The sequence below is a fragment of the Frankia sp. CgMI4 genome (assembly GCF_001756285.1).
In the GTDB taxonomy this organism is placed as follows: Bacteria; Actinomycetota; Actinomycetes; order Frankiales; family Frankiaceae; genus Frankia; species Frankia casuarinae.
On record NZ_MAQZ01000025.1, the window covers coordinates 1 to 12,017 of the forward strand.

General features: G+C 71.1%; 10 protein-coding genes and 1 pseudogene. 7 read left to right on the top strand and 4 right to left on the bottom strand.

From position 1 onward, the window contains the following. Together Manayef4_RS02605 and Manayef4_RS02610 are read left to right on the top strand one after the other, a co-directional pair. A pseudogene (locus Manayef4_RS02605) lies at nucleotides 1–200 on the top strand (radical SAM protein); the annotation flags it as partial. 7 nt (nucleotides 201–207) lie between these two features. Continuing rightward, nucleotides 208–1,434 (top strand): hypothetical protein, encoded by a 1,227-nt coding sequence (locus Manayef4_RS02610; RefSeq protein ID WP_254665427.1) that lies wholly within the window; start codon nucleotides 208–210, stop codon nucleotides 1,432–1,434. Here Manayef4_RS02610 and Manayef4_RS24720 read toward each other — a convergent pair. After that, complete coding sequence (locus Manayef4_RS24720) at nucleotides 1,323–2,213, bottom strand: hypothetical protein (RefSeq protein WP_175443304.1); 891 nt, start codon at nucleotides 2,211–2,213, stop codon at nucleotides 1,323–1,325. The genes Manayef4_RS02610 and Manayef4_RS24720 overlap by 112 nt on opposite strands. Nucleotides 2,214–2,702: 489 nt before the next feature. Between Manayef4_RS24720 and Manayef4_RS02620 the strand changes: the two genes are divergently transcribed. Continuing rightward, nucleotides 2,703–4,613: an acyl-CoA dehydrogenase family protein gene (locus tag Manayef4_RS02620; RefSeq protein ID WP_070130512.1), complete on the top strand. Its 1,911-nt coding sequence runs from the start codon at nucleotides 2,703–2,705 to the stop codon at nucleotides 4,611–4,613. A 68-nt stretch (nucleotides 4,614–4,681) separates the two neighbouring features. Here the strand turns inward: Manayef4_RS02620 and Manayef4_RS02625 are convergent, their stop codons facing one another. Beyond that, on the bottom strand, nucleotides 4,682–5,104 hold the full coding sequence (locus tag Manayef4_RS02625; RefSeq protein WP_070130513.1) for a MarR family transcriptional regulator: 423 nt from the start codon (nucleotides 5,102–5,104) through the stop codon (nucleotides 4,682–4,684). 87 nt (nucleotides 5,105–5,191) lie between these two features. On the opposite strand from Manayef4_RS02625, the gene Manayef4_RS02630 reads away from it, so the two are divergent. Next, complete coding sequence (locus Manayef4_RS02630; RefSeq protein WP_023840784.1) at nucleotides 5,192–6,004, top strand: alpha/beta hydrolase; 813 nt, start codon at nucleotides 5,192–5,194, stop codon at nucleotides 6,002–6,004. Nucleotides 6,005–6,095: 91 nt separating this feature from the next. Here Manayef4_RS02630 and Manayef4_RS02635 read toward each other — a convergent pair whose 3' ends face one another. Beyond that, nucleotides 6,096–6,512 carry a Dabb family protein gene (locus Manayef4_RS02635; protein ID WP_011437424.1) on the bottom strand — a complete coding sequence of 139 codons (417 nt, stop codon included), beginning with the start codon at nucleotides 6,510–6,512 and terminating at the stop codon, nucleotides 6,096–6,098. After that, the gene (locus tag Manayef4_RS24725) at nucleotides 6,509–6,676 is read right to left on the bottom strand and encodes a hypothetical protein (protein ID WP_162238922.1); all 168 of its coding nucleotides are present in this window, start codon (nucleotides 6,674–6,676) and stop codon (nucleotides 6,509–6,511) included. Before Manayef4_RS24725 ends, Manayef4_RS02635 begins: the two co-directional genes overlap by 4 nt. On the opposite strand from Manayef4_RS24725, the gene Manayef4_RS02640 reads away from it, so the two are divergent. The 3 genes from Manayef4_RS02640 (at nucleotide 6,627) to Manayef4_RS02650 (ending at nucleotide 11,913) form a co-directional block, all read left to right on the top strand. Further along, nucleotides 6,627–9,479, top strand: coding sequence for a LuxR family transcriptional regulator (locus Manayef4_RS02640; RefSeq protein WP_083282241.1), 2,853 nt, complete (start codon nucleotides 6,627–6,629; stop codon nucleotides 9,477–9,479). The two genes, Manayef4_RS24725 and Manayef4_RS02640, sit on opposite strands and share 50 nt — an antisense overlap. A 99-nt stretch (nucleotides 9,480–9,578) precedes the next feature. Further along, entirely contained in the window at nucleotides 9,579–10,880 is a 1,302-nt protein-coding gene (locus tag Manayef4_RS02645; protein ID WP_070130515.1) for a YncE family protein, read from the top strand. A 151-nt stretch (nucleotides 10,881–11,031) separates the two neighbouring features. Beyond that, nucleotides 11,032–11,913: a MurR/RpiR family transcriptional regulator gene (locus Manayef4_RS02650; RefSeq protein ID WP_070130516.1), complete on the top strand. Its 882-nt coding sequence runs from the start codon at nucleotides 11,032–11,034 to the stop codon at nucleotides 11,911–11,913. Nucleotides 11,914–12,017 lie beyond the last annotated feature (104 nt).

The window sequence follows — 12,017 nt, forward strand, 5'->3', positions numbered from 1 at the left end:
GGACCGGGCTCGGCGCGATCCTGGCCGGGGAGGCGTTCGGCGCCCAGGTCGAGGCGCTCGACCAGGCCCGCCGGCATGTCGGAGTGCCGATGGCGTGCAAACCGAACCCGAAGTGCGCCCCGGCGTCGTCGTGCGCCCCGTCCTGCACCCCGTCCGATACCGGTAACAAGGGGTCGAACTGCCAGCCGAAGGGGAAGTGAGCAGGCGATGAGGTGGGTGCCGGTCCGGGTCGACGACGCCTGGATGGGGTCGGTCTGGCGTGACGGCGCTGCACAGCTCGGGGTGCAGCCGCAGGGCGCGCCGGCCCTCAGCGCGTCCGGGAACGTCATCGGCGGGCCGGTCACCCACCGCGGAGAGACGGCGTGGCTGCGGGTCGCCCCGTTCCTCGAAGACGCCATGGACGTGGAGCCGTGGCACGGTACCCGCGACGCCGGGCCCCTGACCGGGATCTGTAAACCGACGCTGCTCGACAGCGCCGAATGGACCCACCCCGACCCTGTGCCGGTGCCGGTCTGCGCCGAGCTGATGACCTACGTGCCGGACCCGCCCGCCACACCCGGGGATCAGTACCTGGGGCGGCCGCTCGACCTGTCCTCGGCGTGGCTGGCGGACCTGCGTGCATCGTTGGACGCGCTCTCCCGGCAGCCGACCGGGCGGGAGATCTGGGGAAACCGGATCGACCGGTACACCAACCTGCTGCACGCCGTGTTCGGTCGTCCTGCACCGGCCGATGCCGTGCCAGGGTGGGGCAGCACCGAACATCTCGACCTGCAYTGGGGCAACGTCACCGTCCCGAACCTGATGATCCTGGACTGGRAGCACTGGGGCACCAACGTCGCCGGCTACGGCGCGGCCCGGTTGTACTGCACCGCCCTGGCCGTCCCTGAACGTTGCCTCCCGGATCTACACCACGTTCGCGGACGTGTTGTCGAGCCCGTCCGGCCGGTACGCGATCCTCGTCAACGCCGCCGACATCCTCTCCGACTTCACCCACTACCGGGACGAGGTCGGGCTCTGCCCCGCCCTCCACCGGGTCGCCGCGGAGATCCTGTCCTGATGGCGCCGGAACAGTGGCGGGCTCATGCCCGCGCCCTGGCCGGCCAGGTGACGCATCCCGGCTCCCGCTGGCACGAGCAGATCGCCGACACCCCGCGGCATCTGCTCGTGCCGTCCTGGTGGGAACGTGACGGCGGAGCATGGATGCTGCGCCGGGGTCAGCTCGCCGGCGCCTACACGGACCGGTCGCTGGTGACCCGCGCCGGGCCGGCGCACGCCGACCACGCCAGCGCCAGTGACCGGCCCGAGGGGTGTCCGATGCCCGTTCATGCGCTGGCGCGGATCCCATCCGGGTGGCACCGGGGGCAAGGGGTGCCGCGGGGCCGGCCGGTGTCCGTCCGGTACGACGGGTTGGCCTGCATGACGGCCGGGGAGTGACCGGCGTCCCCACCGCAGGAGCCACACCACGCAGGCAGGCCCGTGCTGGCCGTACGGGGCGTGGGCGCAGACATCCACGCCGTCCATCCCGGTTCGGCGGTGTGCGTGGCTGCTGGGCGGCATTCCGGGCACGTCCCGTCCGGGTGGAACGTGGCCGTCGGGTGGGTGAGGCACACCAGCTTCGACGGGTCACCGGCCGGACCGGACGCTGTGACCCGGGCCTGCTCAGCCTCGAAGGCGCGGGCGGTCTCCTTCCGGCGCAGCGGGCGTCCACCCGGGTTCATGTCGACCGGCCACCCCGTAGCAGGGTCGATGTCCAGGCCGGTCATGYCACGCGGCTCGTGGATCGTCGCGTTCGGGTCGAAGCCGCGCCGCGGCCGGCTGTGGGCGCTGCCCGCACGCGGCGGGACGAACGTCTCCAGGAACCGTGTGGGCGCCGTCTCGACCGCTGTCCGCAGGTAGGCCACCGGATCCGACACAGGCCGCGGTGTGCCGTCCTTCGCCCGCAGGACCATCGCCACCCCCTTGCCGGCAAGGTCCCGGTCGATCGTCTGCCCGGTCACCGCACGGACCAGGTCKATCAGCGTCTGGACCAGGTCGGCACCGGCGGGTACGGCGGGAGCTGACTCCCCGCCTGCCTTGCTGCCTGTGGTGGAGCTGGCCGCGCTGGGGTCGGGAGAGGGCAGCGAGGGGCGGGGATCCGGCGGGTCGTCCTCCGCGGTGCTGGCCTCGATCGGGTCGGGCGGGGTGGTTTCTGCCCTGTGGTTGGGGTTATCCACATACGGACGTTCCGCTGACGGACCATCCGAAACCGGTAGTTCCGCTGGCGTGTTCGCATCACCACTCTCTGGCATGGCCCGGASCGCCAACGGAGCCCAGATCACCCGACCACCTGGACCCGGAACCCGTCTCCGAACGAGATGCCCGGAGGATTCAAGCTCCTTGAGAGYGGCGGCAACGACCCGCCGACCCCAGCCCCGGAACTCGCGCTCGACAGCGTCCGCGTTGACGGTGGCCAAGTACTCGGGTGTGTGGGAGAGAAGCCAGATCAGGATCATCCGCGCGTACCCGCTCAGCGTTGGGTGGCTGATGATCGTGTTGGGGATGGGGGTCCAGCAGCCCCGATCTACACCGCTCGGTGGGGCTCACCCAGCTCGTGCGGATGGGCGCGGTGCGGGTAGGAGTACGGGTAGGCAGGGACTGCATACCGCTGACGGACTGCATACCGCTGACGGACGGGATGCCGCTCACGGACGGGGAGGCGAGACATGGCGCAGGTGGGAGAACGGGAAGCGCGCAGGGTCGCCGAGGCGGCCCGGGAGGCYGAGTGGCGRCTTCCCTCGTTTGGCAAGGAGCTTTTCCTCGGTCATCTCCGGCTCGATCTGATCTCCCCGCACCCGCGGCCGAAGGAGGGCRACCGGCGGCGGGGGGAGGCGTTCCTGGCCCAGCTCGAGTCGTTCCTGCGGGAAACGGTGGACCCGTTGCAGATCGAGCGGGACGGGCGGCTGCCCGAGCAGGTGATCGACGGGCTGCGGCGGATAGGCGCCCTCGGCATGAAGATCCCCGAGGAGTACGGCGGACTCGGGTTGACCACCGTGTACTACAACAGGGCGCTTGAACTGTCCAGCTCGTGGCATTCGAGCCTGCCCACGCTGCTCTCGGCGCACCAGTCGATCGGCGTGGCCGAGCCGGTCCTGGGGTTCGGTACCGAGGAGCAGAAGCGGACGTATCTGCCGAAGGTGGCCCGCGAGGAGATCAGCGCGTTCCTGCTGACCGAGCCCGATGTGGGCAGCGACCCGGCCCGGATGAGCAGCCAGGCGGTGCCGGTCGAGGGCGGCGCCGCCTACGAGCTGAGCGGCCGCAAGCTGTGGACCACCAACGGTGTGATCGCCGATCGGCTGGTGGTCATGGCGGTCGTCCCGCGCTCGGCCGGTCATCGCGGTGGCATCACGTGTTTCATCGTCGACGCCCACGCACCCGGCGTGAAGGTGGAGCACCGCAACGAGTTCATGGGTCTGCGCGGCATCGAGAACGGGGTGACCAGCTTCGAGCGGGTCCGGGTCCCGGCCGCGGACCGCCTCGGGCGGGAAGGCGATGGGCTCAAGATTGCCCTGACGACGCTGAACACCGGCCGCCTCGCCCTGCCGGCGACCTGCGTGGGCGGCGCCAAGTACGCGCTGCGCATCGCCCGGGAATGGTCGCGGGACCGCGTCCAGTGGGGCCGGCCCATCGGCCAGCACGACGCCATCGCCCAGAAGATCGCGTTCACGGCCGCCACCACGTTCGGRCTGGAGGCGATGCTGGAGCTGTCCGGCCTGATGGCCGACGAGGGACGCGGGGACATCCGGATCGAGGCTGCCCTGGCCAAGCTGTATGCCAGCGAGATGGCCTGGCTGATCGCCGATGAGCTGGTCCAGATCCGCGGCGGCCGCGGGTACGAGACCGCCCAGTCCCTGGCCAACCGGGGGGAACGACCGGTACCGGCCGAGCAGATGCTACGCGATCTGCGCATCAATCGGATCTTCGAAGGCTCCACCGAGATCATGCGGTTGCTCATCGCGCGGGAGGCCGTGGACACCCACCTCGCGGTGGCCGGCGACATCATTTCCCCGGACGCGCCGGTCGCGGCGAAGGCCCGCAGCGCCGGACGGGCGGCTGCCTTCTACGGCCGCTGGCTGCCCGGCCTCGCCGTCGGCAGTGGGACGTCGCCGCGCTCGTTCCTCGAATTCGGCCGGCTCAGCACGCACCTGCGCTTCGTGGAGCGCTCGGCGCGCAAGCTCGCCCGGTCGACCTTCTACGGGATGGCTCGCTGGCAGGGCGGGCTGGAGAAGAAGCAGGCGTTCCTCGGGCGTCTCGTCGACATCGGCGCCGAACTGTTCGCCATCAGCGCGGCGGTCGTGCGGGCCCGGATGCTCGACGAGGAGGGCGAGCCGACCGCGACCGACCTGGCCGACCTGTTCTGCCGGCAGGCGCGACGCCGGGTCGAGGCGTCCTTCGCGGCGCTGTGGCGCAACGACGACGCCCGCAACTACACGGCGGCGCAGGAGGTGCTCGCGGGCCGCTTCAGCTGGGCCGAGTCCGGCGTGATGGACCCGAGCGGCGAAGGGCCGTTCCTCGCCGCGGAGCGGCAGCGGGCGGTCCCGACTCGACCGGCCGTCGACCTGCTCGCCGCGGGCTGACCATGTGCGCCTCGCGTGATCATGCCGGGCAGGCGGCGCGGCACCAGAGGGCTTGGGCCGGCCTTCCACTACGCGGTCGGGTCGGGCCCGAGGGCCGCGTCCAGGAGCGCGCCCAGCTGGTCGAGTTGGTCGGCCGACAGGGCGCGGAACGAGGAATCGAAGACGGCGTCCACGGCGTCCTGGCCGGCCGCGCGCAGCCGCGCGCCCTCCTCGGTGAGCCGGTGTCGCACGGCACGGCCCGGCCCCGGAACCCGYTCGATCAGCCCGCGGGCGGCCATCCGGGCCGCCAGGGAGCCGAAGGACTGGTCGGTTTGGAACGTCAGCACTGCGAGGTCGTGCAGCGATGCGTCCGGGTGCCGGTGCAGGTGACGCAGGGTGTCCCACTGCGCGAGTGAGAGTCCCAATGGTGCCAGCGCGCGGCTCAGCGCGCGGTGATGGCGGTACTRCAGGCGTTTGACGGACAAGGCGACGTCCGCGGTGCGGTATCTCACGGCCTGAGCCTAGCGCGTCGAGTAAGGTTGCTTGTATCATGAAGCTGATATAAGGTTACTTATATTCCTGTCAATAAGAGAGGAATCATGAGTACTCCGATCATGGCCGGCTCCCTCCGGCCCACCCACACCCACACCCACACCCACACGCTCCAGGTCGGCTCCGCGGGAGCGGTCGAGATCACCGTCCAGGACCGCGACCGCACCCGGCCGTTTCTGCTCCTGCACGGTGGAGGTGGCACGGTCACCATGACCGGCTTCGCCGATCTGCTCGCCGAGCGCACCCACTCCCGGGTACTGCTGCCCACTCACCCCGGCTTCGGCGGTACGCCGAAGGCCGAAGCGCTGACGGGAGTCATCGAGCTCGCCCGGATATATGTAGCGATGATCGAGCAACTCGACCTCACGGATGTGACCGTCGTCGGCAACTCCTTCGGTGGGTGGCTCGCTGCCGAGATCGCCTTGCAGCAGAGCCCCCGGGTCAGCGGCGTGGTGATCATCGACGGTATTGGTATTGACGTCGACGGCCATCCGATGCTCGATGTCCGCGGTCTCTCGCCTACTGAGATCCGGTCGTTCTCCTTCCATGACCCGAGCAAGATGCCTGCTTCGCCGGGTACCGGCGATGCCGGGCCGAGCCCGGATGTGCGAGCGCTGGTCGGGTACACGGGCCCGGTCATGTCGGACCCGACGCTGGCCGAGCGGCTGGGTGGTCTCGACATCCCAGCCCACGTTCTGTGGGGCGAAAGTGACGGCATCGTTGACCCGGAATACGGCAGGGCCTATGCCGCCGCGATCCCACTGTCGACGTTCACGCTGCTGCCCCGGTCCGGCCACCTGCCGCAGGTCGAGACGCCCGAGGAACTGCTTGGTGCACTGCTCGACGTGGGCAGTTACTGACATCCCAGCTGAACAAGGGAGAACCATCCATAGGTTCGGTGTTGGACGTCAGGGGCTCGGCGGGCCACGGTGTCTCGATTCGTCGGAGCGGTCAGTAGGCGTGCGTGCCGGGAGCGCTGCTGCCGGTGTAGGAGGCAAGACCGGATACCAGCTTCGCGAGGGCGGGGTCCTCCTCGTAGCGACGCTTGTGCAGGGCGGCGATCTTCTCGGCGATCTCCGGGTCCTTGTGGTCGGTGACGTCGAACGACACGAACGTGTCGACCAACGGGAGCCCGATCTCGTCGGTATGCCGGTGGGCGGGGTGCTTGAGGTACTCCCAGTATCCGTCGAGGTCCTCGATGACATAGGTCGCGCCCCACGCGAACTCGCCGCCGACGTCGCGGCCGACCACGAACGAGGTCACCGACGGGATGACACGACCTTGGTTGCGCAAGCTCTCGACCGCTTCTTCCACCTTGTCTGCCGGGGCGTCGGGGCGAAGGGTCATGCGGACCGTGTGGTAGATCATCGGGTGTCGTCCTTTCCTAGATGGGGTGAACGGATCAGCAGTGCCGCGGCGATCGCGCCCGCGAGGGCCGCGATCCCGGTCCAGGTGAAGGCTCCGGCGACGCCGGAGACCTCGATGCCGCCGCGAGCACGGTCGCCCGAGCGGCGCGCGTCGGGGACTCGCACAGGTGGCCCGTGGTCATGGACACCGGGACTCCCGCCGTCGAGTCGGGTAGTGGCTCGACACGAGGCTCGCACTGGTCCGGCACCGCCCGCGTCGGTGAAAACCACCTACATCGGCGCGCATACTGTTCCCGTTGTGGGGACACCGGTCCGGACGTTCGTCGGCAGGGGCGAGGAACGCCGCAGGCTCGAGGTGCTGGTCGCGGGCGCCAAGAACGGCGAGGGCGGGGTGCTGGTGCTCCGCGGCGAGGCCGGCATCGGCRAGAGCGCTCTGCTCGACCACCTGCGGCGCTCGGCGCAGGGGATGCGGGTCATCGAGGCGACCGGATCCCAGTTTGAGACCGAGCTCCCGTTCGCCGCGCTGCACCAGCTGTGCGTCCCGGCCCTGGGCGACCTCGCGGCACTACCCCCGCCACACCGCGCGGCACTGGAGGCAGCGTTCGGCCTCGCCGACGGCACACCAGAGATGTTCCGCATCGGCATGGCGGCCCTGGAACTGCTGGTCACCGCGGCGGGGTCGGAACCGGTGCTGTGCCTCGTCGACGAGGCCCACTGGCTCGACGACGCATCGACACGGATACTGACGTTCCTCGCGCGGCGCATCTCGGCCGAACCGGTGGCGATGGTGCTAGYCGCACGGCACGGACTCGACGAGCTACCGAGCGTCGAGGTGACCGGGCTGGCCGACGACGACGCCCGCCGGCTGCTGGTGGACACCCGCGCCACGCTGGACGAGACCGTGCGGGACCRCGTGCTCGCCGAGGCCAGGGGCAACCCGCTCGCGCTACTCGAACTGCCCGGCGCCGGCGGCTTTGCCCTGCCCGACGCGTCCTCGGTGCCCAGCAGGGTCGAACGCAGTTTCCAGGATCGTCTCGTGCCCCTGCCCGAGGACGTGCGATTGCTGCTGACCGTGGCTAGCGCCGACCCGACCGGTGACCCCGGCCTGCTGTGGGCCGCCGCCGAACGACTCGGTGTCGGCCCGGCGGCCGGCGCGCACGCCGAGGCGTCCGGGCTGGTCGAGCTCGGCCCGCGCGTGCGGTTCTGCCACCCGCTCGCCAGGTCCGCGGTCTACCAGGCCGCCGYCGTCGAGGACCGCCACGCCGCGCACCAGGCGCTCACCGAGGTCACGGACCCGGAACGGGACCCCGACCGGCGGGCCTGGCATCGCGCGCAGGCCGGTGCCGGCCCCGACGAGGACACCGCCGCGGAACTGAACCGTTGCGCCACCCGTGCCGCGGCACGTGGGGGAGTGGCGGCTGCCGCGGCGTTCCTCGCGCGGGCCGCTGCCCTATCCCGTGACCCCGCGCGCCGCACCGAACGCACACTCGCGGCCGCGCAGGCCCACCTCGACTCCGGTGCACTCGACGCGGCGGACGGCCTGCTCACCGCGGTCACGGTGGACGGGACCGACCCCGTCGCGCTGGCCAGGGTGGAGCTGATGCGCGGGCGGATCACGTTCGTGCGCCGGCGCGACGGCGACGGTCCGGCGTTCATGCTGCGCGCGGCCCAGCGCCTCGCCGCGACCGACCCACGGTGGTCGCGGGACTGCTTTCTCGACGCCGTCGAGATGGCCCTGGTCGTCGGCCGGGCCAGCGGGGTCATGGACATGGTCGTCGAGGCAKCGCGCTCGGCGCCGCCGGCATCGGGCCCGCCGGACCTCCTGGACGCGCTGCTGCGGCTGGCGACGGAAGGACACCACGCGGCGGCGCGGCCGGTCCGCGAGATCCTCGCCTCCCGTCCACAGTGGACACGGCGACCGGCGCTCGCCGGGATGCTCGCCGTGGAGCTCTGGGACGCCGAGGCACACGGCGTGATCACCGACTGGGTGCTGGCCTCCGCCCGAGAGTCGGGGTCGCCGCTCACGCTCCGCCTCGGTCTTGGCATGGCGGCGGCCGGCGCGGTGCACACCGGTGACTTCGCCGCCGCCACGTCGGCGATCGCCGAGGAGGAGGCGGTGGCGGACGCGGTCGGGGTGGAGCCGCTGGCGTATCCGCAGCTGCACCTCGCCGCCTTGCGTGGCCGGGAGGCACAGGCGCGGGCGGTGATCGACAGTTTCACCGCCGAGGCGACCGCGAGCGGCACCGGGCAGACGATCGCCAACGCCGACTGGGCCACGGCCGTCCTGAGTAACGGCCTCACCGACTACCCGGCGGCACTTGCCGCCGCCGAGGCGGCCACCCGGCACGGCGACCTGTTCGTCGCCGCGATCGCCCTGCCGGAACTGGTCGAGGCCGCGGTCCGCTGCGGCGAGCACGAGGTGGCCCGGTCGGGTTCGGTATCGCTCACCGAACGCACCGAGGGCAGCGGCACACCGTGGGCGCTGGGCGTCGGCGCCTACACCCGCGCACTCGTCACCGGCGACGAGGACGACTTCGCCGCGGCCATAGGTCACCTCGAGAAGAGCCCGCTCGCCCCGTATCTGGCCAGGGCGCACCTGCTCTACGGCGAGTGGCTGCGCCGCCAGGGCAGGCGACGCGACGCCCGCCGGCAGCTTCGTACCGCCTACGACCGGTTCGCCGACATCGGCATGGCGGCCTTCACCGACCGCGCCGCCGCCGAGCTGCGTGCGGCCGGCGCCGACGTGCGCGGCCGCACGTCGGGCAACACCGACGACCTCACCGCGCAGGAGACCCACATCGCCCGCCTGGTCGCGGACGGCGCCACGTCAAAGGAGGTCGCGGCACGGCTGTTCATCAGCMCCCGCACCGTCGACGCCCACCTGCGCAATATCTTCCGCAAGCTCGGCATCACGTCCCGTCGCCAGCTCCGGGACCTGCCCGCACTGCGTACCCCCACCGCCAGATGAGTGTGAGCGTGCCGCGTACCGCGGAGTCCTGGTGGGTCGAGCTGGACGGCCGCGCCGTCGATCGTGGCTTCGCCCGCTCAGGCCTTCTACTCTGGCCGCATGCCGGAGGGGTCGACAGCGCAGCGCCGCCAGCCGGGGACCAGGTCCCGGCGGCGTGGTCTGATCATGTTGGCCGGGTTGGCGGCCCTGGTGGTCGCACTGCTAGTGGTGTGGCTGATCCGGGTCAGGAGCGACCAGGCTACGGGGGCCGGTGCCGCCCGCCCGCCGGGTTCCGTTCCCGCGCCGGGCCGGGGAGCCGACTCTGCCCTGCCCCGTGGCGATGGCGGCGTCGTGGACGTGTACGCGCACGCGCGTGCCGGGATGCTGAGCCCGGTGGTCCGCGACGATCCGCCTCTCGTGTACGTCCCGAACCTGCGCGACGGCACCGTCACGGTCATCGACCAGCGCACGCTGCGGGTCGTGGACACCTACGCCGCCGGCCGCGAGCCTCAGCATGTGGTCCCCTCCTGGGACCTGCGGACCCTGTGGGTGAACAACAACCGCGGCAACAGCCTGTCACCGATCGATCCGCGGACCGGTCGGCCCGCCGGGCCCGCGGTACCGGTCGCGGACCCGTACAACCTGTACTTCACCCCCGACGGGGCCAACGCGATGGTCATCGCCGRGGCGAACCACCACATCGACTTCCGTGATCCGCACACGTTCGCCCTACGGCACAGCCTGGACGTGGGCACGGCCTGCGCGGGCGTCAACCACGTCGACTTCTCCGTCGACGGCTCCTATGCGATCGCCACCTGCGAGTTCGCCGGACGACTCGTCAAGATCGACATCCCGCGTCAGCGGGTCATCGGATATCTGGACCTCGGCCGGGACGCCGCTCCACAGGACATCAAGATCGATCCGGCCGGCCGGATCTGGTACGTGGCGGACATGAACGCCGACGGTGTCCACCTCGTTGACGGGGATCGCTTCACCAGGGTCGGTTTCGTCCGGACCGGGCCGGAGACCCACGGCCTGTACCCGAGCCGCGACGGCCGATTCCTGTACGTCGCCAACCGGGGTGGCCACATGGACTCCATGAAACCGCCGTTCCCGCACTCCGGCGACCAGGGCTCGGTCTCGGTCATCTCCTTCGCCACCCGGACCGTCGTGGCCACCTGGCCGATCCCCGGTGGGGGAACMCCGGACATGGGCAACGTCGATGCCAACGGCTCGCGGCTGTGGCTGTCCGGCCGCCGCAGCAACGTCGTGTACGTGTTCGACACCGGCGGGCCCGGAGGTTCGGAGCCGAAGGCCGGCCGGCTGCTGGCTCGGATCCCCGTCGGCCGTGAGCCGCACGGTCTCGCGGTCTGGCCGCAACCCGGTCGCTACTCCCTCGGCCATACTGGGATCATGCGCTGAGGGTCGGACGAGCTCGGGGCCCCTCATCCTGGCCGGGAGCGACCGGGTTGACTGAAACGGATTTTCATGATCTCTTCTACTGTAGAAGATTCATTCTTGGTTTACCTTTGGGTATCTGACCGTTGCGCCTACGCGCTTAGCGTGACGTGTCGTGACTAGTGACGTGACTGTGAGGGTCGAGGGCGACGCTGCCGCGCCCGCCGTGTTGGAGCGCATTCGGGCTTTGTCGGCGTCGTTGTCGTCGGCGGAGCAGCGGGTKGCGCGGCAGGTCCTCGCGGACCCGGTTGCGATGATCCACCAGTCGGTGAGCGAGCTGGCGCAGGTGTCGGGAAGCTCGCCGGCGACGGTGGTGCGGTTCTGCCAGAGCCTGGGGCTTCGGGGCTACCAGGAACTCAAGCTGGCGCTGATCCGGGAGACGCTGCCGGTGGAGCGGCAGCTGGTGGACGAGGTGTCCGCGGCCGACGGCCCGGATGAGATTGCCGGGAAGGTGCTCGGCGGGGCGGCGAGTGCGCTGACCGAGGCGGCGCGGGGGATCGACGGTGGCGTGCTGGCGGCGATCGCCGACCTGGTCGTCGCCGCGCCGCGGACGTTGTTCGTGGCGGTGGGGACGTCGGCGCCGCTGGCGATGGATGCCGCCTACCGGCTGACCACGGTCGGGGTCGATGCGCGGTTCGCCGGGGATGCGCATGTGCAGCACGTCACCGCCCGGATGCTGGCGGCGGGTGATCTGTGYGTTGCGGTCAGCCACACCGGCTCGACGGCGGAGACACTGGCGGCGATGCGGGCGGCCGTGGACGCCGGGGCGCATACCGCCGCGATCACGAGCTTTGYCCGGTCACCGTTGACCGAGCTGGTGCGGCACGCGGTGGTGGTGGGCAGTCGGGAGACGGCGTATCGCATCGAGGCGATGACCAGCCGGATCGTGCACCTGTCGGTGCTCGACGCCCTGTTCGCCCTCGTGGTGGTGCGCAGCCCGCGCAGCCCTGGCGCGCTGGCGATGACCGCCGACGTGATCGTCGAACACCGGATGTAGCCGCCTACCAGACCCGGCGGCGCCGGTGCCGACGGTCCATGGTTCGCCCCCGCGTCCACCGAGGAACGGTATGAGCCCGCGGACCAGCGGTGGATCGGTGGTGG

Bases quoted from the DNA above. Each gene is read 5' to 3' on its own strand.
- Manayef4_RS02630 (WP_023840784.1), top strand. From the start codon at position 5,192: ATGAGTACTCCGATCATGGCCGGCTCCCTCCGGCCCACCCACACCCAC.
- Manayef4_RS02635 (WP_011437424.1), bottom strand. From the start codon at position 6,512: ATGATCTACCACACGGTCCGCATGACCCTTCGCCCCGACGCCCCGGCA.